The organism is Ewingella sp. C233 (assembly GCF_055407225.1).
The window spans coordinates 2,212,959-2,234,042 of the sequence record NZ_JBUZRI010000001.1 but is presented as its reverse complement, the minus strand read 5'-3'; the positions used below and the strand labels follow the sequence as shown (position 1 = coordinate 2,234,042).

Annotated in this window: 19 protein-coding genes; 13 read left to right on the top strand and 6 right to left on the bottom strand. The window is 52.5% G+C overall.

Annotated features, from left to right (window positions below; translation table 11 throughout):
* Positions 1-51: 51 nt before the first annotated feature.
* Positions 52-1,152 carry a porin gene (locus tag ACZRKO_RS10045; RefSeq protein WP_463737046.1) on the bottom strand — a complete coding sequence of 367 codons (1,101 nt, stop codon included), beginning with the start codon at positions 1,150-1,152 and terminating at the stop codon, positions 52-54.
* Between the two features lie 302 nt (positions 1,153-1,454).
* Here ACZRKO_RS10045 and dinG point away from each other — a divergent pair, with 302 nt between their 5' ends.
* The 3 genes from dinG (at position 1,455) to ybiB (ending at position 5,407) form a co-directional block, all read left to right on the top strand.
* A complete protein-coding gene (gene dinG, locus ACZRKO_RS10040) occupies positions 1,455-3,626 on the top strand; it encodes an ATP-dependent DNA helicase DinG (RefSeq protein ID WP_463737045.1) in 2,172 nt (723 codons plus the stop codon).
* Between the two features lie 105 nt (positions 3,627-3,731).
* On the top strand, positions 3,732-4,370 hold the full coding sequence (locus ACZRKO_RS10035; RefSeq protein WP_463737044.1) for an FMN-binding negative transcriptional regulator: 639 nt from the start codon (positions 3,732-3,734) through the stop codon (positions 4,368-4,370).
* Between the two features lie 74 nt (positions 4,371-4,444).
* On the top strand, positions 4,445-5,407 hold the full coding sequence (gene ybiB, locus ACZRKO_RS10030) for a DNA-binding protein YbiB (protein WP_463737043.1): 963 nt from the start codon (positions 4,445-4,447) through the stop codon (positions 5,405-5,407).
* A gap of 179 nt (positions 5,408-5,586) precedes the next feature.
* Here the strand turns inward: ybiB and ACZRKO_RS10025 are convergent, their stop codons facing one another.
* On the bottom strand, positions 5,587-5,997 hold the full coding sequence (locus tag ACZRKO_RS10025; protein WP_463737042.1) for a hypothetical protein: 411 nt from the start codon (positions 5,995-5,997) through the stop codon (positions 5,587-5,589).
* Between the two features lie 152 nt (positions 5,998-6,149).
* Here ACZRKO_RS10025 and ACZRKO_RS10020 point away from each other — a divergent pair, with 152 nt between their 5' ends.
* Entirely contained in the window at positions 6,150-6,491 is a 342-nt protein-coding gene (locus tag ACZRKO_RS10020; protein WP_463737041.1) for a zinc ribbon domain-containing protein YjdM, read from the top strand.
* A gap of 113 nt (positions 6,492-6,604) precedes the next feature.
* The gene (locus ACZRKO_RS10015) at positions 6,605-8,467 is read left to right on the top strand and encodes a M3 family metallopeptidase (RefSeq protein WP_463737040.1); all 1,863 of its coding nucleotides are present in this window, start codon (positions 6,605-6,607) and stop codon (positions 8,465-8,467) included.
* 43 nt (positions 8,468-8,510) lie between these two features.
* On the opposite strand, the gene ACZRKO_RS10010 is transcribed toward ACZRKO_RS10015, so the two are convergent.
* Positions 8,511-9,152 carry a flavin reductase family protein gene (locus ACZRKO_RS10010; RefSeq protein ID WP_463737039.1) on the bottom strand — a complete coding sequence of 214 codons (642 nt, stop codon included), beginning with the start codon at positions 9,150-9,152 and terminating at the stop codon, positions 8,511-8,513.
* Between the two features lie 232 nt (positions 9,153-9,384).
* On the opposite strand from ACZRKO_RS10010, the gene rlmF reads away from it, so the two are divergent.
* The gene (gene rlmF, locus ACZRKO_RS10005) at positions 9,385-10,350 is read left to right on the top strand and encodes a 23S rRNA (adenine(1618)-N(6))-methyltransferase RlmF (protein ID WP_463737038.1); all 966 of its coding nucleotides are present in this window, start codon (positions 9,385-9,387) and stop codon (positions 10,348-10,350) included.
* Positions 10,351-10,717: 367 nt separating this feature from the next.
* On the top strand, positions 10,718-12,016 hold the full coding sequence (locus ACZRKO_RS10000) for a methyl-accepting chemotaxis protein (protein ID WP_463737037.1): 1,299 nt from the start codon (positions 10,718-10,720) through the stop codon (positions 12,014-12,016).
* Positions 12,017-12,692: 676 nt separating this feature from the next.
* Here the strand turns inward: ACZRKO_RS10000 and ACZRKO_RS09995 are convergent.
* Positions 12,693-13,592 (bottom strand): TIGR01777 family oxidoreductase, encoded by a 900-nt coding sequence (locus tag ACZRKO_RS09995; RefSeq protein WP_463737036.1) that lies wholly within the window; start codon positions 13,590-13,592, stop codon positions 12,693-12,695.
* Positions 13,593-13,753: 161 nt separating this feature from the next.
* Positions 13,754-14,383, bottom strand: coding sequence for a GSH-dependent disulfide bond oxidoreductase (gene yfcG, locus ACZRKO_RS09990; protein WP_463737035.1), 630 nt, complete (start codon positions 14,381-14,383; stop codon positions 13,754-13,756).
* A gap of 380 nt (positions 14,384-14,763) precedes the next feature.
* Here yfcG and yfcD point away from each other — a divergent pair, with 380 nt between their 5' ends.
* Positions 14,764-15,408 (top strand): NUDIX hydrolase YfcD, encoded by a 645-nt coding sequence (yfcD, locus tag ACZRKO_RS09985; protein ID WP_463737034.1) that lies wholly within the window; start codon positions 14,764-14,766, stop codon positions 15,406-15,408.
* Positions 15,409-15,481: 73 nt separating this feature from the next.
* Here yfcD and ACZRKO_RS09980 read toward each other — a convergent pair whose 3' ends face one another.
* Positions 15,482-16,498: a LacI family DNA-binding transcriptional regulator gene (locus ACZRKO_RS09980; protein WP_463737033.1), complete on the bottom strand. Its 1,017-nt coding sequence runs from the start codon at positions 16,496-16,498 to the stop codon at positions 15,482-15,484.
* A gap of 393 nt (positions 16,499-16,891) precedes the next feature.
* On the opposite strand from ACZRKO_RS09980, the gene ACZRKO_RS09975 reads away from it, so the two are divergent.
* From ACZRKO_RS09975 to ACZRKO_RS09955, 5 genes are all read left to right on the top strand, one after another.
* A complete protein-coding gene (locus tag ACZRKO_RS09975; RefSeq protein ID WP_463737032.1) occupies positions 16,892-17,335 on the top strand; it encodes a PTS sugar transporter subunit IIA in 444 nt (147 codons plus the stop codon).
* Between the two features lie 118 nt (positions 17,336-17,453).
* The gene (locus ACZRKO_RS09970; protein WP_463737031.1) at positions 17,454-17,735 is read left to right on the top strand and encodes a PTS sugar transporter subunit IIB; all 282 of its coding nucleotides are present in this window, start codon (positions 17,454-17,456) and stop codon (positions 17,733-17,735) included.
* Between the two features lie 46 nt (positions 17,736-17,781).
* Entirely contained in the window at positions 17,782-19,158 is a 1,377-nt protein-coding gene (locus ACZRKO_RS09965; RefSeq protein WP_463737030.1) for a PTS ascorbate transporter subunit IIC, read from the top strand.
* A gap of 113 nt (positions 19,159-19,271) precedes the next feature.
* Positions 19,272-20,105 (top strand): transketolase, encoded by an 834-nt coding sequence (locus ACZRKO_RS09960; RefSeq protein ID WP_463737029.1) that lies wholly within the window; start codon positions 19,272-19,274, stop codon positions 20,103-20,105.
* Entirely contained in the window at positions 20,098-21,051 is a 954-nt protein-coding gene (locus tag ACZRKO_RS09955; protein ID WP_463737028.1) for a transketolase family protein, read from the top strand. Before ACZRKO_RS09960 ends, ACZRKO_RS09955 begins: the two co-directional genes overlap by 8 nt.
* Positions 21,052-21,084: the final 33 nt, after the last annotated feature.

The following is a 21,084-nucleotide window of genomic DNA, read 5'->3' as shown; positions in this document are numbered from 1 at the left end:
ATTTTATCAATGAGGGGGCGTGTGGGCTTGTGAAGGTCACACGGGTAAATCTTAGAACTGATAAACCAGACCCACGGCGACAGTGTCGTCGTTGGCTAATTTCAGCGTATTATTATCACTCAGCTGGTTAATTTTATAATCAACAAAGGTGGACATGTTTTTGTTGAAATAATAGGTGGCAGCGACGTCAACATATTTAATCAGGTCTGCATCACCAATGCCTTCAATATCTTTGGCTTTGGTCTGAACATAACCCAGTGACGGACGCAGGCCCCAGTCGAACTGATATTGCGCGACAGTTTCAAAAGTCTGAGTTTTATTTGCGAATCCGCTGACAGATGCGGGGGTTCCAGCCAGACTACCCGGCACGGAAATACCGATCATATTACGGGTTTCAGCATACATAGCGGCTAAATAAACACCGTTATTGTCATATTTCAGACCACCGGTCCAGGCATCGGCTTTATCACCTTTGCCGTAACGGGAGGTTGTCTGTGCATTAGTGCGGTCAGAGGAGGAGTAAGCCCCCCCGGCGCTGATACCTGAATCCCCAAACGCGTAGGTGGTGGACAGTGCGTAACCGTCGCCGTTGGCGGTGGTAGAAGTGCGGCTGTCGTACTCGTTTTTGCCCTGATACTGTACGGCAATATTCAGATTATCGACCAGGCCGAAGAAGCCACGGTTACGGTAAGTCGCCAGACCATTGGCGCGGCCAGTCATGAAGCGGTCAGCTTTGGTGTAGCCGTCGCCGCCAAACTCCGGGAACATATCGGTCCAGGCTTCGACGTCATACAGTGCGCCATAGTTACGGCCATAATCGAATGAGCCGTAGTTCGCGAGTTTCAAACCAGCAAAACCAAGGCGGGTTTTGGTACCCTGAGTGCCTTGGGCTTCTGAGTGGTTCGCGGCCACCTGATATTCCCACTGGCCATAACCAGTGAGCATATCGTTAATTTGTGTTTGTCCTTTAAAACCCATGCGGACATAAGTCTGGTCACCATCCTGGGTATTATCATCAGAGAAGTAATGCTCTGCTTTCACTTTCCCATACAAATCCAGTTTGTTACCGTCTTTATTATAAATTTCTGCTGCGTGTGTCCCGCAAGTAATCAACAAACCAGGAATTAATAATGCCAGAATCTTATGTTTCATTTTTTTACCCTGCATTCTTCTAAACCCTTTTCATTGGAAGGGATATAAAAGTTGTCATTAAAAAGACGCTATTCATCTTGTGTACTGTGCTTTCAATGTGTGCCTGAAATTTTCACAGCGAGGATTTTTTACCTTATCTGTGTGATCGATTTATGACAGATGAAAATGAACTTTCTTTTTATTTTACAAATGAACGAAAATTTACATGTTCAGTAACAGCAATTGCAGGCTGATCCCAACGCCGGTCTGTGGGACAATGCCCGTCGGATGTTTCCCCAGCAACGCAACTTACTAAGAGATGAATGGCGCTTTCCCCCGCAGTTAAAGATCAGATAAGTCAGTGGTACAAAGCCCTGCAACAGCAAATTCCGGACTTTATTTCCCGCGCACCACAGCGTCAAATGATTGCTGAGGTCGCGAAGGCATTTTCCGGTGATTCCGCACGCCATCTGGCGATTGAGGCACCGACGGGTGTTGGTAAAACCCTCTCCTATCTGATCCCTGGCATTGCTGTCAGCCGCGAGGAGGAGAAACCGCTGATCGTCAGTACCGCCAACGTGGCGTTGCAGGATCAAATCTTCAGTAAAGATCTGCCTTTGCTGAAAAAAATCATTCCGGATCTGAAGTTTACCGGTGCGTTTGGCCGTGGTCGCTATGTCTGCCCGCGCAATTTGTCGATGATGAGCAATGAAAATGCTCAGGGTGATTTGGGTTTGTTCCTCGGAGATGAGTTAGCCCCGTCCAGCGGCGAAGAGCAGAAGCTGTCGAAAACGCTGGAAACGGCGCTGGCCCGCTACGAGTGGGACGGACTGCGGGATCACTACAAACTGACGATTCAGGATCCGTTGTGGGCCAAAATCAGCACCGACAAGGCCAACTGTCTCGGGCGTAACTGCCATTACTTCAAAGATTGCCCGTATTTTGTGGCGCGTAAAGAGATTGAAACCGCTGACGTGGTGGTTACTAACCACGCGCTGGTAATGGCGGCGCTGGAGTCTGAATCAGTACTTCCGCCCGCCAAAGATTTGCTGCTGGTGCTCGATGAAGGTCACCATCTGCCGGATGTGGCGCGCGATGCACTGGAAGTGGAGGCGGAGATCACCGCCGTGTGGAACCATCTGCAACTCGATAATTTTGTGCGCCAGATTGAACAATGTCTGGCGCTGTTCACGCCGAAAAACCCGCCTCCACTGACCAATGCTGAGCGCCTGCACACGCACTGTGCCGAGATGCGCGAACTGCTGCTGCTAATTGAGCAACAGGTCAGCCAGTATTTGCCACCGGACGAACCGGAAGCCGAATATCGCTTCGAAATGGGCGCACTGCCGCCGGAGCTAACCGAGCTGTGTGCCCGCCTGTTCAAACTGACCGACGGGCTGCGCAGTCTGGCGGAGTATATGGTCAATGACCTGAGCGAAAAGACCGGCAAGCACGACATCATGCGCCTGCACCGCGCCATTTTGCACATGAGCCGTATGCAGGGTTATCTCGAAACCATGAGTAAGTTGTGGAAGCTGGCGGCGATGGAGAAAGCCTCCAATGCGCCGATTGGCAAATGGGTTACGCGCCAATATTACGATAACCAAAGCCATCTGGTCTTCCACTGCGTGGGGATCCGCGTCAGTGAACAGCTGGAGAAACTGCTGTGGCGCAAAGTGCCGCACGTGGTGATCACCTCCGCCACGCTGCGTTCGCTCAACAGTTTTGCCCGCCTGCAGGAGATGAGCGGGCTTAACGAGAAAGCCGGTGACCGCTTCGTCAGTCTGGATTCGCCGTTTAATCATATCGATCAGGGAAAACTGGTCATCCCGCAGATGATTAACGAACCGCTGATGGCCAATGAGCCCGCACACCTGGCCGAAATGGCGGAGTTCTTCCGCGCCGAGCTGGCGAAAGGAGAGCACAAAGGGCAACTGGTGCTGTTTGCCAGCAACCGTGCGTTGCAGCAGTTTGTCGGCCTGCTGCCAGATTTACGCCTGATGCTGCTGGTGCAGGGCGATCAGCCGCGCTACCGGCTGGTAGAAGAGCACCGTAAACGGGTGGAAGCGGGCGGAACCAGCGTGCTTATCGGTCTGCAATCTTTCGCCGAAGGGCTGGATCTGAAAGGCGATCTGTTAACGCAGGTGCATATTCATAAAATCGCATTTCCGCCGATCGACAGCCCGGTGATCCTGACCGAGGGTGAATGGCTGAAAACCCTGAAACGGTATCCATTTGAAGTGCAGAGCTTGCCGAGCGCCTCGTTTAACCTGATTCAGCAGGTCGGCCGGCTGATCCGCAGTCACGAATGCCGCGGAGAAATCGTCATTTATGACCGCCGTTTAATCACCAAAAATTATGGTTCGCGCCTGCTGGCGGCGTTGCCGATCTTCCCCATCGAGCACCGCGAAATGCCGGAACCGGGCTCAGTGAAACGCCCTGATCTGCTGAAAACCGCCACCAAAACGGTGAAGCGCCGCCGCAAGGCCCGGTAAATTTACGATCTGTATTCCTGAATTCATTTTCCACTGTATCTTTACGTCCCTTCGCTCATCCATTATCTATAAAGCCTGATAACGGATGAACGAGGAACGGCCCCGATGTATTTACCCGCTGCATTTAAACAAGATGATCCGCAGACGCAGGCGGCGCTAATCCGGCGGTATCCGCTTGGCTTACTGATCACCCATGGCGCTGACGGCTTTGAAGCTAATCCTGTCCCTTTTTTAGTCGACGTCGTTGCCGGTGAAATTACCCTGCGTGCCCATCTGTCGCGCGGTAATGCGCAGTGGAAATCACTGGCGGCTGACGGCCGGTGTATGGTGGTATTTCAGGGCGAAGAGGGTTATGTCTCGCCATCGTGGTATCCGTCGAAAAAACAAAACGGTGGAAAAACGGTGCCGACCTGGAATTATGTCAGCGTGCAGGTGAGCGGCGAGGCAAAAATCATAGAAAGCAGCGAATGGCTGCTCACGCTGTTGCAGGAGCTCACTACGCTGCATGAAGGCGGGCAACGCGAGCCCTGGTCGGTCAGCGATGCACCGAAAAACTTTATTGCAGCACAGATGAAAGGCATTGTCGGGATTGAGCTGGTAGCGCGTAAGGTTGAGGGGAAATGGAAGCTGAGCCAGAACCGCACCGCAGAAGATGTCAGCGGCGTGATTGACGGCTTACGTGAGCGGGAAGGCCCGGAAAGCACGCTGGCGCAGGCTATGGATCACGCTCGTTCACCAAAATGAACCGCGCGGGGCGTTTTCCCTTCTGTATGGCTGAGTTATGCTGGCCGCATTCAACATTGATTAATGGCAGGGCAATGGATTACACCAAACTTATTAAAGAAGTCGGTCGTGGGAAGAACCACGCACGCGATCTAAACCGTGAGCAGGCGCTGGAGCTTTACCGCGAGATGCTGGCTGGCGTTGTCCCTGATTTGCAACTCGGCGGTTTGCTGATTGCGCTGCGTATCAAGGGCGAGTCCGAAGAGGAGATGCTCGGTTTTTATCAGGCGATGGAAGAGCAGGTGATGCCGCTACAGGCACCGGCTGAACGCCCGATGCCGGTGGTGATCCCGACCTATAACGGCGCACGCAAACAGGCTAATCTGACGCCACTGCTGGCGATACTGCTCAGCAAACTCGGCCTGCCGGTGCTGGTTCACGGCGTAGATGAAGACCCGACACGTATTACCAGCGCTGAGATATTCCGCGCGCTGGGCATTGAGGCCGCACAAGGCCAGCAGCAGGCACAGCAGCAGCTTGATGAAGGGCGTCTGCCGGTATTTGTGCCGGTGTCTGTACTCTGTGCACCGATCGGTAAGCAGCTCGCACTGCGCTGGCAGATGGGCGTGCGTAACAGCAGCCATACGCTGGCAAAACTTATCACGCCGTTTGGTGGGCAGGAGTCGTTGCGTCTGTCGAGTGTATCGCATCCCGAATATATTCAGAAAGTCTCGTCGTTTTTCCGCCAGGTGGAAGGACGTGCGTTGTTGTCGCAGGGGACCGAAGGCGAAGTTTACGCCAACCTGCAGCGCAGCCCGCAAATTCACCTGATTGCCAATGGCATCCAGGAGATTTTATCTGACAGGCAGGATTTCGAAAACGTCGAACTGCCTGCATCAAAAGACGTTGTCGCGACCATCGCTTTTACTCAGGAATGCCTGAGCGGTCAGCGCGCGATTCCCCAGGCGATCCTTAATCAACTGATGTGCTGTCTGGTCGGGGCGGGAATATCGGGGGATATGGAGGAAGCGAGAATGCTCATCGAGCAGGTGTTTTAGGCTTCTTGGAAAAGCCTAAATAAAATTTCAACTTCAAGGTCGTGGGCTCGCCGCCCACACGGGCCCAAAGGGTTTTAAACGAAACCCTTTGGAATCCTGCGTTTTTTGCTGCTGTAACACCGTAGCTGCGCAGGTCATAATGGCCGTGTTTCAGGGACCGCGGTGATAGCCGTAAAATGTCATCGCTGCGCGATTCCCGGCTGCGGGTTCGAGCCAACGGTAAAAATGTTGTCTCTCCACCGACTTGCCGGTGAAATTTTGAACACGGCCGAAGCTTCTTTAAATTCAAAACCACTCACTTTTTGCTTTTCAAATTCACGTCTACATTCAAAACTCAAACGGTTCTGGTCTTTCAAAATGCTGAGGCCGCATTCAAAAATTCCGCCGGAGGAGAGGTGGAAAACCGCGAGTCTTTTTTCGCGGGTTTTAACCCGAACGGAGGGGACCGCAACGCGGCGGTATTTTGCGGCTATAACTGAAGCTCCTGAAACAGGGCCATCCCAACTTGCGCAGCTGCTGTTTTTAAAAGAGCCTGGGGTCTTGGGGCGGCGGCGATTGACCGCCCTAAGTCGGTGTGGGCCGATGCCCACGACCTTGAAGTTGAATTTGAAATTAAAGACTCAAAGGCGATATTAGGGCGCCTCCTATCAAATCTCCCCTTAAAAAGGTAAAATACCCAGTATTAAGGATTTACATTCTGATTTAACTCATTTTTTTAAAATCAATTTAACGAGGTTAATACATGGAACAGTTACCTAAATGCCCGAAATGTAGCTCTGAATTCACCTGGCAGGACGGCGCGATGCTGAACTGTCCGGAATGCGGCCATGTTTGGTCATTGGAAGGCGATGCAGAAGCTCAGGACGATGCGCTGGTGGTGGTTGACGCTAACGGAAATGTGCTGGTGGACGGCGATTCTGTCACTGTGATCAAAGACCTGAAGGTGAAAGGCAGCTCTTCCATGCTCAAGATCGGCACCAAAGTGAAAGGCATCCGCCTGTGCGAGGGTGACCATAACATCGACTGTAAAATTGAGGGTTTTGGGCAGATGAAACTGAAATCTGAGTTTGTGAAGAAAAACTAATTTCCCCCGCAGTACCTGCGCAACACATTTAGCGGTTTTGTTACATCGACAGAACCGCTGTCTGAACATACACTCAATGCATAATCTCGTTAACTTTCAGTAGAGAAGACTGCATGAAAAAGCCTCAAGACTATTTTAACGCCCTCAATCACGACTATCTCAACGTCCACAAAACCAAAGAAAATTTGTTCTGGCAAAACTATATGGGCATCGGTGGCGAGAACGTCTCCGCTGAGTTCTCGGCGGCCGAAAGCGCCTATAAACGTTTTATCTCAGAACCAAGCCGATTAGGTGAACTGCGTGAGCTGATTGCTGAGCTGGAAAAACAGACTCTCAACGACAGTGGCAACGCGCTGCTGCACGGCCTGCAAGGCTGGTACCGCTTCTTTGACTGTAATGCGATTGAAGATCCTAAAGCGCAGGCGCTGTTGGATGAAATCATTCAGGTTGAATCAGCGCTGTATGCCAAACGTAAACTGCACCGTCTGACCCACATCAATGCCAAAGGTGAACGTGTTAACGCGTCGCTCGGCGAGTTACTGACCAATCAGGCGAACAATGAAAACGAAACCTATCGCCGCAGTTCGCAGATCGCTCTGCGTGAACTGGAGGTGTGGCTGCTGCACAACGGTTTCCCGGAACTGATTGGCCTGCGTAACCGCTTTGCGCGCCAGCTCGGTTTCCGTAACTATTTCGATTATAAGGTGAACAAAACTGAACGCATGACGCCGGAGCAGTTGTTCGCCATTCTCGATCGCTTTGAAGAGCAGACCCGTGAAGGCAATGTGCGTAGCCTCAATGAACTGGTGGCGCGCGAAGGGGATGCGGCACTGATGCCGTGGAATATCCGTTTCGCCAGCGCGGGGGATGTTACCCGTCAGCTCGACCCTTATTTCCCGTTTGCTGATTCGCTGCGTCGCTGGCTCGACAGCTTTAAACGCCTGAACATCGGTTTTAACGGTGCTGAAATGCAGCTCGATTTGCTGGTGCGTGAAGGCAAGTATGAGAATGGCTTCATGCACAGCCCGGTCCCGGCCTTTTATGACAACGATAAATGGGTTCCCGGTGTGATTAATTTCACCAGCCTGGCGAAGCCCGACCAGATAGGCAGCGGTGCCAGCGGGCTAAATACGCTGTTCCACGAAGGGGGACACGCTGCGCATTTTGCCAATATCCGCCAGAACGCACCGTGCTTTTCTCAGGAGTTCCCGCCCACGTCCATGGCCTATGCGGAAACGCAGTCAATGTTCTGCGACAGCCTGCTCGATGATGCTGATTGGCTGAAGCGCTACGCCAAAAATGCCCAGGGCGAGCCGGTACCGGACACGCTGATCCACGACAGTATTGCTGCCCGTCAGCCGATGCGGGCTTTCAACGAGCGCCATATCTTGCTGGTGCCTTACTTTGAATGGCAGCTCTACCAGTGGCCGGACGAGAAGCGCACGCCGGAAGCGATGCTGGCACTGGCGCGTGACGTTGAAACACATATTCTTGGCGTGACCGGCAGCCCGCGCCCGACGCTGGCCATCCCACATCTGTTGTCGATGGATTCCGCCTGCTCTTATCAGGGATATCTGCTGGCGTTGATGGCGGTGGAACAGACCCGTGCGTTCTTCCTTAAACGTGATGGTTACCTGACGGATAACCCGGCCATCGGGCCGGATCTGGCGGACCACTACTGGACGCCGGGCAACAGCATCAGTCATGACGACACCTTGCGCAGCCTGACCGGCGAAGGTTTCAATCCGGACTATCTGGCGCAGGTTTGTAATCAGACGGTCGCCGTGGCGTGGGAAGAGGCGCAGGAGACCATCAGACTGGCGGCCACGCGTGAACAACCGGCGGCAGATTTTGACCTGAACGTGCATATCCGCGTTGTGGACGGCAGCCGTGTGCTGGCCGATAGCGTGGATGGCGATGATGCCATGTGTCAGGATTTCGCTGATTTTGTCGAACAGACCTATCAGGGGAAATAATCAGAGTCAGTGAAGCAGGCGCGGGGTAACTCCCGCGCCTTTTTTATGGCTGGGATCGGCGGGCGTCGGGGCGGATTAGATCAAAACGGTTCTCTTCGGAAATGCCGTAGTAAGCGGTCGGGCCACCGGCGCGCAGTACCGGCTCCGCCAGCGCTGTCTGGTAAATTCCGTCAATCAGTAAATCTGGCGCGATATGCACCGCGACCACTTCGCCGAGAATCAGCCAGGTGTCGACTTTTTCTCCGGCTGCGCTTTGCAACTGAATGCACTGCGTCAGCTTGCACTCAAAATTGACCGGGCTTTCCTCCACGCAGTCTGCCGCGACGATGCGCCCGGGGCGCGGTGTCAGCCCAGAAAATTCAAACTCGTCGCTGCCCCGGGGCAGCGAGGCGGAGCTTTCGTTCATCTTTTCCAGCAAGGTGCGGGTGGTAAGGTTCCAGACAAATTCACCGGTTTCAACGATGTTAGCCACACTGTCTTTCCAGCCGCTGCTGGCAAAGCCAATGATCGGTGGATGATAGTTAAAGGCATTGAAGAAGCTGTAGGGCGCGAGGTTGCGCTGTCCGGCGGCGTTGCGGGAGGCTATCCATCCGATGGGACGCGGGCCGACGATGGCGTTAAAAGGGTCATGCGGCAGGCCGTGGCCCGCAGAGGGTTCATAATAATAACGTTCATCAGTGCTCATGGTGGTCCCTTGGCGCGCTATAGTCAGTGTGTTGGTTAGCACGTTAACCGTTTTTCTGCGCCTCTTCCAGTCACTGCCCGGCAGAGGCGTGCGGTTTGTGTTATCTTACGCGCCAGAAATTACGACAGGTTGGCAGCCATTTGCAAAATCGGCCAATTCGTCACCCTGTGCGTTTCACGATACTCATTTCATCAATAGCTAATTCATAAATATACTCCGGAGAGTCATTCAGGTGGAAAACAAGAAAATCTTCCCGCAGGAAAAAAGCGGCCTGCATCCGCGTAACCGCCACCGCAGCCGCTATGACTTCCCGGCCCTGATTGCCAGCAGCCCGGAACTTGAGCCATTTGTTTCTGAAAACAAATGGGGCGATTTGTCCGTCGATTTTGCCGATCCACAGGCGGTCAAGGCGCTGAATCGCGCCCTGCTGCGCCATTTCTATCAGATTGAAAACTGGGAAATTCCGGCTGATTATCTCTGCCCGCCCATCCCTGGCCGTGCAGATTATATTCATCATCTGGCAGATTTACTGGCTGGCAGCAATCAGGGCGAAATTCCTAAAGGCAAAGATATTGCCATTCTGGATATCGGCGTGGGTGCAAACTGTATCTATCCGATTATCGGCCTGCGCGAATATGGCTGGCGCTTCACGGCCAGTGAGATTGATGCGACCTCGATGGCTGCGGCGAAGAAAATCGTTGCGACTAATCCGCTGCTGACCAATCAGGTGCGTTTCCGTTTACAGGCTAAACCGCCACGTATTTTTGACACCATCATCCGTCATGATGAACGTTATGATGCGGTCCTGTGTAATCCGCCGTTCCACGGTTCTGCGGAAGAAGCGGCAGGCAGCAGCCAGCGTAAGCGCCAGAATCTGGGCATCGATCGCCGCACCGGCAAAGCTGAACTGAACTTCGGTGGTCAGCATAACGAATTGTGGTGTGAGGGCGGGGAAGAGTCCTTCGTGGTCCGTATGGCGGAAGAGAGCGCTGAAAAACGCAATAACTGCCTGTGGTTCACCGTGCTGATTTCTAAAAAAACCACATTGCCACTGCTTTATGAAGCACTGGAAGAGCTGGAAGCGACCGATGTGCGCACCGTTGAAATGACGCAGGGCAATAAGATCAGTCGCTTCGTTGCGTGGACGTTCCTCACGCCCTGGCAGCAAAAAACCTGGGCTGACAAACGCTGGAACTGACGTAACCCGCTGGTTTTAGCCTGCATTTCCTTAGCCTGACGCGCAGTGTGGCGTCAGGCTAAAAAAAATCCTAAACGCCCCCTTTCTTTTTTACCGCTTTAAATTATGATTAATTCACAATAAGAAAAATAGAATCATTACTCAGATAATGATTTACAGCTTATAGATTTATTATTTACCTACTTTCCAGACTGTCTTTCACCTGCCAAAAAATGCCCACCCCAGGGGCAAGACTCATTAACTTTTCGAATTTATTTTTACGTAAAATTTGCGGAGTCATGAGCACGTGTTTTATTTCCAGCATCTTATTCCAGATAAGTGCGGAATGCGTACTCAATCACGTTATCAGCCATGGGGTTTTCGAAATATGCAACTATTCACACATCCATTCAGTACGGCCTGGCGTGATAAATTTTCGGCGTTTTCGCAAGCCGTTCCTATGATCAGTTTCACCCCGCAGGGTATTGTTACCGAAGTTAACGATCTGTTTCTCAAAGGAATGGGATACACACGAGATGAAGTCCTTGGTCAACCTCATAAAATGTTCTGTACTCCTGAGTTCGTTGCCAGCGATGCTTACCGGCTGCACTGGCAGGGATTACAGCAGGGGAAGTCGGTCAGCGGCAATATCAAACGCGTACACAAAAAGGGTGCCGTCATCTGGCTGGAAGCAACCTATGTTCCTGTTTTAAATAAACAGGGGAAAGTGATTGAGATAATTAAAATTGCCAGTGATGTGACTGAACACATTAATGAATCCCATGAACATCAGGGTGTATTACAGGCTATTGACCGTTCGATGGCATTAATTACATTTACGCCTGATGGCAATATTTTAAGCGCCAACACCAATTTTACGAAAGTGATGGGCTATTCTCTGCAGCAGATTCAGGGGCAGTCTCATGCCATGTTTTGTCTGCCCGAATGGCGAAACTCCAGCGAATACCGTTCACACTGGCAGCGGCTGAAAAAAGGGGAATTTATTGTCGGGCGCTTTGAGCGGGTCAACAGCCGCGGACAGAGTATCTGGCTGGAAGCCAGCTATAATCCGGTGCTTGACGATGAAGGCCGCGTGGTTAAAGTGGTGAAAATCGCGCAGGATATTACTCAGCAAATGACCCAGCAGCGCCAGCAGGAAAGCATGATGAATCATGTACATACGCTGTCGCTTAACACAGATAAAACCGCCGCCGAGGGTGTGACTATCGTGCAGAAAGCGGTGGAAGACATGCAGGAGGTCGAGGCGCTGGCAAAGCGGACTTCCGATATTATCTGTCAGCTTGGTCAGACTTCAGAACGCATCGGCGAGATGGTCGATACCATCCGGCGCATCTCTTCGCAGACCAATTTACTCGCGATTAATGCCACCATTGAAGCTGCCCATGCCGGGGAGCAGGGGCGCGGTTTCGCCGTCGTGGCAGGCGAAGTCCGCTCGCTTGCCGATCAGTCACGTAAAGCCGCAGTAGAGATTGATCAGCTTACCCAAAGCATCCGCGACGGCGTAATGGCGGCCATCGACGGTATGGGTAACTGCGTCAGCCGAGCTGGTGGTGGCGTCACTCTCAGCCGTAACGCCGGAGAAGTGATTAATCAGGTGAATCTCGGGATGCAGGATTTGGTGAAAATGATGGCGGAGTTTTCGGTGGCGTCCGAAAGCCGCTTTTGATCTGGACTTGCAGTCCAGACCTGCTTTTAAATTCAACTTCAACTTCAACTTCAACTTCAACTTCAAGGTCGTGGGCGTCGGCCCACGCCGACCAGAGGGCCGCAGTCGCTCGGCCCTCTGGACTCCGAGCTTTTCAAAATAGCAGCTGCGCTGGTCACAATGGCCGTGTTCCAGTTGCCGCTGTTATAGCCGCAAACTCCGCCGCTGCGCGGTTCTCTCAGTTCGGGCTTCAACCCGCGTAAAAAGACTCGCGGTTTTGCGCCTCTCCCTCGACGTCGTTTTGAACGCGGCCGAAGCTTTTTCAAATTTAAAACCAGTGCGGTGTTGACCTTCAAAATGTCGAGGCCGCGTTCAAAAATGTCACCGGCAAGTCGGTGGAGAGACAACATCTTTATCGTTGGCTCGAACCCGCAGCCGGGAAGCCCGTCAGGGCTGACATTTTGCGGCTATCACTGAGATACCTGAAACACGGCCATTGTGACCAGCGCAGCTGCTGTTTTTAAAAGAGCCGGAGATTCTTAAGAGGCGCGGCGATAGGCGCCTCTTAAGGCCGGTTTGGGTGGCAACCCAAGGTTTTCCAGTGTGGGCGGCGAGCCCACGACCTTGAACTTGAATTTGATTTAAAGATTTAAAGATTTAAAAGCAGGTTTGGGCAACTGCCCAAGAGGGATAGGGTTTAGCCCCCCAGAACGTCCTCAAGCGCCTCTTTCAGATCCTGATGACTGTAAACAAACCCGGCATCTTCCAGTTTTCTGGGTACGGCGCGCTGGCCGCCAAGCACCAGAACGGCGGATTCCCCCATCAGCAGGCGTACCACGCCAGCGGGAACGCGCATAAAGGCCGGGCGGTGCAAAACTTCGCCGAGCAGGGCGCTGAACTGTTCATTGCGTGCAGGATACGGAGATACCATATTGAAGGGACCGCTCAGGGTTTCATGCATCAGCAGGAAAATGATGCCGTTAACCATGTCGTCTATGTGGATCCAGGGCATATATTGCTGGCCGTTGCCGAAAGGGCCGCCGAGGCCGGCGCGGAACGGTAATACCATTTTCGCCAGCGCACCGCCTTTTTTCGCCAATACAACGCCGGTGCGCAGCAGGCAAACGCGGGTGCGGTCACTTTCTGCAGCCTGTGCCAGCGCCTCCCAACGGGCGCATAGCTGCCAGGTAAACTGCTTGTTGGGTGGCTCATCCTCAGGCACCAGCGCCTGACCCTGATCGCCGTAGTAACCGACGGCCGAACCGGAGATAAATACCGACGGTGGATTCTGGCTAGCGTTAATCAGCGTCGCCAGCTGCTCGGTGATTTTCCAGCGGCTGTCGCATAATTTCTGTTTTTGATCTTTGGTCCAGCGCTTGTCGGCAATGGGTTCACCCGCAAGGTTAATTACCGCGTCGAAGCCATCGAGCGAGGTTTTATCGTCTAACGTTTTCCACAGCAACACTTCAGGGCCGAGAAGCTTTGCGGCTCTCTCAGGCGCACGTGTCAGGGAGGTAATGTGGTGCGATTGGCCAAGAAGACGTTCAGTGAGTCGGCGTCCGATAAGACCGGTGGCTCCGGTTATCAAAATTTGCATAGGCTGGCTCCTTAACTGTTTGAATGCGTGCGCGAACGCTTCTTTTCAGCATAGGTTACTCCTGCGGCTAAACACGCGATACAGAGCACATCCCACAGTATTTATTTTGTATTAATGCCGCTGTAGGAAGAAACCTCCGGCGGACGCCAGAGGTCTGGCTCTTACTTTTGTTCAGCGACCGCGTAGGCTTTTTCGGTCGCCGGACGGTTTTTGATGCGTTCGAACCAGTTACGTACGGCAGGGAAGTCCGCCAGATCGATTCGCTGGCGTTCGTGAGAAACCGCCCACGGATAGGTAGCGATGTCCGCAATACTGTAGTTCTCTCCGGCGATATAGGCGTTTTTCTCCAGTTGGGTGTTCAGAACACCGTACAGACGTTTAGTCTCCAACTGATATCGTTCAATGGCGTAAGGGACTGGCTGCGGGGCGTAATGCGTGAAGTGGTGATTCTGTCCGAGCATCGGGCCGAATCCCGCCATTTGCCAGAATAGCCATTCGAGTGTCAGGGTGCGTTCGCGCAGCTCCTGGCTTAATAATTTGCCGGTTTTCTCCGCAAGATACTGCAAAATAGCCCCTGATTCAAAGACGCTGACTGGCGCGCCACCGTCTGCGGGCTGGTGGTCGACAATCGCTGGGATTTTGTTGTTCGGGGAGATGGCTAAGAACTCGGGCTTGAATTGATCACCGGCGCTGATATCAATGCGGTGAATGCGGTAGGGTAACCCGGCTTCTTCAAGAAATAGCGTGATTTTATGACCGTTTGGTGTTGGTGCGTAATAAAGATCAATCATGTTGCCTCCTGCGTTATTTAATTCTCTGTCCGTCGGTGTGTCACCATCGATCGGCAGGGCTGGATGCGTCTAATCTATTAAAAAGTGAGCAAATTTTAGTTTTGCGAGGGTTATTCGCCTAAAAAGATGCGACCCTAGGTTAACATAGCAGCTAAGGTGTCACGCTACAGTGAGACTAGTCTGATGGTTTCCCGCAGCAGGTGTCATAGGTTTAAGGTATCGACAACGCACCTGTTGCTATTGAAGCCCACCCGAAGAGACAGATAGAATCAGCGAACACTCGCTTTCTTCGCGATAGAAAGTCTTGAATAAGTGATAAAATTCCCCCGACTGAACAACAATTGCGCCTATGCGTGCGCTCAAAGAGAAGGTTTCATAGGATGGCGGAACAAGAGCAGAACACCGACACCGGCGAATGGGTTGATATCGTCAATGAAGATAACGAGGTTATCGCCCAGGCCAGCCGTCAACAGATGCGAGCTCAATGCCTGCGCCACCGTGCCAGCTACATTGTGGTGCACGATGGTATGGGCAATATCCTGGTGCAACGACGCACCGAGACCAAGGATTTCTTCCCCGGCTGGTTAGATGCCACGGCGGGTGGCGTAGTGCAAAGCGGTGAAGTGGTGCTGGACTCCGCGCGCCGCGAAGCGGAAGAGGAGCTCGGCATTGCTGGCGTGCCTTTTGCTGAGCACGGAATGTTCTATTTCGAAGAGCCGAATAAGTGCCGTGTATGGGGCGCACTGTTTAGCTGCGTCTCTCACGGTCCTTTCGCCTTGCAGGAAGAGGAGATCGACGAAGTCCGCTGGATGACGCCGGAAGAGATCACCGCCCGTTGTGACGAATTTACGCCAGATTCGCTGAAAGCGCTGTCGCTATGGATGACCCGTAACAACGAGAAAGAGCACGGCAAACCGCTGGTGCGTGATGAACCGATTTTACCTGGTGATCCGCTGCCGGTGGAGAGTTCATCATTTTCTTCATCCCTTGTCCGCGAAGAAGACCAAAACGCAGGCGAAGCATGATGTAAAAGAACCGTCGGGCGGCTTATGTCGCCCGCTATTGGTTTTTTTCAGCGGCAGGTTCAGTAGCTACTATTTAACAACTATCCCGTTTGCACAAAGACGATGCAATCGTCACCTCTTCCCACTCTTCATCATGAATTCTGGCCAGTAAAGCCTGCGCTGCACGGGTACCGATCTCTTTGTGAGGAATGGCAATGGTGGTCAGCGGCGGCTGGCATACGCGGCTGACATCACTGTTGCCAAAACCCACTACGGCCAAGTCGTCCGGCACTTTAATGCGTCGTCTCTGGCATTCGTACAAGACGCCGCAGGCCAGTTCATCAGACACGCAGACCAGCGCATCCAGCTCAGGCCAGGCCAGCAGGAATTCAGGCAGTTGGCGTGCGCCGGTAGAAAAGCTGGCCGGTTCTGCCGAGTTAATAACCCGATGTACCGACATATGCGCCCGAAGCATGGCTTTGTGCCAGCCCTGCAGATGCTGCTGGAAAATCCACTGTTCCTGATTGGCGCACAGCAACCCGATGTTCTGATAGCCTTTGTCGATTACCGTTTTGGTAAGCTGATACATCGCTTCGACGTTATCAATACCAATGTTCATATCGATGGGGGAGTCGGTGAGTGCGCCGATTTCCAGCACCGGTATTGAGGCGTTATCCAGCCAGTTACGCACGTTAGGCGAATGTTCAACGCTGAGTAAGATCGCTGCCGCCAGATTATAGGAGAGCAGGGTTTCCAGCAGTTTCTCTTCGCGGTCCATCCGGTGCTGCGATTCAGCTAGCATGATTTGATAGCCCGCAGGCTGCAGGATTTTTTGCAATCCGGCAAACATCTCAGCACAGCCCGATTCGGACAGGCTCGGCACAATCATCGCGATAGTATAAGACGAGGCTGAAGCCAGCGAACTGGCGGCCTGATTGGGTAAATAACCTAACTGACTGACGGCTTCTTCAATTTTTTCCCGCAGTTTATCTGATACTTGTTCCGGCGTTCGCAACGCCCTGGACACGGTCATACTGCCGACACCCGCGAGTTGCGCGACATCGGCCAGCGTTACTCTTCCGGTACTGCGTCGTTTTTTGTTAATCGACATTCCCAATCCTGACTCTTGCGCATCGTGCGCATAATAATAGCGAAAACAGTGGGCCGCGACCGGCGGGAGCCCGCACGGGTTCCAGGGGTAAACTGCGGCAGATGTGGTGAATTATCGGTAATTCGTAGCCAAAGTATATCCTTATTTCCGGTAAACCGCGGCGGCCAATACCGGAGGGTGATTATTTTTGATAGCGCTATCACAGAATCTGATGATAGGGCTTTGGTAGCGCTATCTTTGTGAGATGTATCACGGATGTTAACGCTACCAGTGAGTAGAGTCTGGATCGTTAACAGGATCGGGGGAAGTTTTAGCTCCAGCCGGAGTGACAGATTTACGGGCCTGATGACTTATCCAAACAACATCTCAAAACAAGACGTGTCGGGAGTAGCAATGCTTAATGATTGGCTGACAGCAGATACGATTCATATCAGGCATGACATCACCACCTGGCGCGACGCCGTTCAGGCGAGTGCTGCACCGCTGCTGGAAAAAGGCGTTATTACGCCGGACTATGTGCAGGCGATTTTTGCTCAGCATGAAAAGTTGGGTCCCTATTATGTGCTGGCCCCCGGTATTGCCATGCCACATGCGCGGCCGGAAGAGGGGGCAAAAGCGCTGGGTTTATCTCTGCTTACGCTGCCTCATGGCGTGAAATTTAACTCAGAACATAACGATCCGGTTTATGCCGTGGTGATGCTGGCTGCACCGGATAAACACAGTCATATCGAATTAATTTCTGAACTGGCTGAGTTATTCTCCAGCGATGATGTGATGCTGAAAATACATCAGGCCAGAGACATTAAAAGTATTCAGGATATTATTGCGAAGTTTTAATTTCCTTATAGAAAGAATGGAATAACGTCAGTTAATCATGGAAGCAGTGAAACGGTATTTACATCAGAATGTAGTCTGATGCGTTACCCTACAAACTTTTAAAACACAGGTAAACATCATGAAAATTATGGCGATTTGCGGTTCCGGTTTAGGCAGCAGCTTTATGGTAGAAATGAACATCAAGAAAGTGCTGAAGAAATTAAATATTCAGGCTGACGTTGAGCACTCCGACCTTTCCTCGGCGATCCCCGGTGAGGCTGACCTGTTCGTGATGGCCAAGGATATCGCTGCCAGTGCCAACATTCCAGAAAATCAGTTGGTTGTCATCACCAATATTGTGGATATCAATGAGCTGGAAGCGAAGTTAATCGCCTACTTTGAAAAGCACCCGGTGTCCTGACGGCCACTGAACCCTACCTATAAAACTAATAAAGTATGAGGTGGATATGTTTATCCAGGAAACACTCAAGTTTGTGGTTGATATATTAAAAGTGCCTGCCGTACTGGTGGGGATCATTGCATTAGTCGGCCTGGTCGCGCAAAAGAAAAACTTTTCTGACGTGGTCAAAGGTACGGTTAAAACAATACTGGGTTTTCTCGTTTTAGCGGGTGGGGCGACGGTATTAGTCGGCTCGTTAAATCCCTTGGGCGGGATGTTCGAACACGCCTTTAATATTCAGGGGATTATTCCAAATAACGAGGCGATCGTTTCTATCGCGATGGAGAAATTCGGCGCGCCGACGGCATTAATTATGGCCTTCGGTATGGTCGCCAACCTTATTGTGGCGCGCTTTACCCGTCTCAAATACGTTTTCTTAACCGGACACCACACGTTCTACATGGCCTGTATGATCAGTGTCATCCTGACCGTAGCCGGTTTTGAAGGCGTGGCCCTGGTCTTCACAGGATCCCTGACGCTGGGTCTTATCATGGCGTTCTTCCCGGCACTGGCGCAGCGTTATATGCGTAAAATCACCGGCAATGACGATATTGCTTTCGGCCATTTTGGCACCATCGGCTATGTGCTGTCCGGCTGGATCGGCAGCAAAGTCGGTAAGGGTTCCCGCTCTACCGAAGAGATGAACCTGCCGAAAAACCTCAGCTTCCTGCGCGACAGTTCTATCTCCATCTCGCTCACCATGATCATCATTTATCTGATTATGGCGGTCTTTGCCGGGCAGATTTTCGTCGAAGCCACTTACAGCGCAGGTCAGAACTATCTGGTGTACTCCATCATTATGGCAATCACATTTGCGGCCGGTGTTTTCATCATCCTGCAAGGTGTGCGCCTGATTCTGGCTGAAATCGTTCCGGCGTTCGTCGGCTTCTCCGAGCGACTGGTGCCGAATGCTCGTCCGGCGCTGGACTGTCCGGTAGTGTATCCGTACGCGCCAAACGCGGTGCTGATTGGATTCTTGTTCAGCTTCCTCGGCGGTTTGGTCGGTCTGTTCCTGCTGGGTCAGATGCACATGGTGCTGATCCTTCCGGGCGTGGTGCCGCACTTCTTTACCGGTGCAACGGCGGGCGTGTTCGGTAACGCAACCGGCGGACGTCGCGGTGCGATGTTCGGTGCCTTTGCCAACGGCGTGCTGATCACCTTCCTGCCTGTTCTGTTGCTGCCGGTACTCGGTGCGCTGGGCTTCGCCAATGCCACCTTCTCTGACGCGGACTTCGGCGTCATCGGTATCCTGCTGGGCAATCTGGCACGCTTCATGTCGAAGGAGGGAATTATGGCGCTAATTGTTGCCATCTTCGCCGCACTGGTTGCCTACAACTATCTGGCGAAAAAGCCAGCCGCAGAAAAAGCAGTAATCGAAAAATAAGTTCTCCGTTCGTCACGATTAACCATCCGGGAAAACACTACGCAAGGTCTGTTAGTTGCTGTTAACAACTAACGGGCCGGGCCAGGTGCTAACTAAAATAAGGACCAATACACATGAAAGATGTCCAAGAGGTTCGTGAGTTTGCGCGTCAAATCCGTATTGAGACACTGAAAATGCTCACCGGGTTAGGCTTTGGTCACTACGGCGGCAGTATGTCGGTGGTGGAAACGCTGGCGGTGTTGTATAGCGATGTGATGCGCATCGACCCCGCACGTCCTGACTGGCAAGAGCGCGATTATTTTGTGCTGTCGAAGGGCCACGCCGGTCCCGCGCTGTACGCCACGCTGGGTCTGAAAGGCTACTTTCCACAGTCCGATTTGAAAACGCTGAACCAGAACGGGACCAAACTGCCGAGCCATCCGGATCGCCTGCGCACGGTCGGCGTGGATGCCACAACGGGTTCTCTTGGACAGGGCGTTTCTATCGCTTCCGGCATGGCGCTGTCGCACAAACTGGCAGGCCGCGCAAACCGTGTGTTCTGCATTTTGGGTGACGGTGAACTTAATGAAGGGCAGTGCTGGGAGGCCTTCCAGTTTATTGCTCACCATAATCTGAACAACCTGACACTGTTTATCGACTACAACAAACAGCAGCTAGACGGCCTGCTTGATGAGGTGATCAAGCCCTTCGACCTGGCGGCAAAATTCAGCGCATTTGGCTTTGATGTTTTAACTATCAAAGGGGATGACGTGGTCGCACTGCAACAGGCGTTGACGCCGGTCCGCGAGGGCGAACAGCGCCCTCTGGTGGTGGTGCTCGACAGCGTGAAAGGACAGGGCGTGAAATATCTTGAGCAGTTGGCGAATTCGCACCATCTGCGTTTAACGCCGGACGTGAAGCTGGAAATCGAAAATGCCATTGCAGAACTGGAGGCCGCGCATGTTTGAAGTCACGCTGGAACTGAAACCTGATACCACGGAAATGCGCAAAGTTTATGCCAACACCGTGCGTGAGAAGATTGTTGAGAACACGCCGATCATTGCGCTGGAAGCGGATCTGATGAGCTCAATGGCGATGGATGCAGTACATAAAGATCATCCGCAGCACGTGATTAACTGCGGCATCATGGAGGCCAACGTGATCGGCGTAGCCGCCGGATTGTCGCTCACAGGGCGCATTCCTTTTGTTCACACTTTTACCGCGTTTGCCAGCCGCCGCTGTTTTGATCAGCTGTTTATGTCGCTGGATTATCAGAAAAATAACGTCAAAGTGATCGCCTCTGATGCCGGTGTCACTGCCTGCCACAACGGGGGGACGCATATGTCATTTGAAGATATGGGCATCGTGCGAGGGCTGGCAAATTCAGTGGTGCTGGAAGTGACGGATGCCGTGATGTTCCGCAATATCCTGTTGCAGTTGATGGATTTAAAAGGCTTTTACTGGGTCCGCACTATCCGTAAACAAGCTACGCAGATTTATCAGGAGGGCGCGACGTTCACTATCGGTAAAGCCAACCTGCTGCGCGACGGCAGCGATATTACGCTAATCGCTAACGGCATTATGGTGGCAGAAGCGCTGAAAGCGGCACAAATGCTGGAGCGCGAGGGCGTGAGCGCTGCTGTCATCGACATGTTTACGCTCAAACCGATCGATAAAGAGATCATCGTGAAGTACGCGGCTAAAACCGGCAAAATTGTGACGTGTGAAAACCACAGTATTCACAACGGGTTAGGATCGGCTGTGGCGGAAGTTCTGGTTGAGCACCATCCGATACCGATGCGCCGCGTGGGTGTCAAAGAGCGTTACGGTCAGGTGGGTACGCAGGAGTTTTTACAGCAGGAGTATGGCCTGACGGCAGAACATATTCTGGAAGCAGCGAAAACACTGTTGTGATGAGGTGACACAAACGGAAGCCAAAAAAAACGC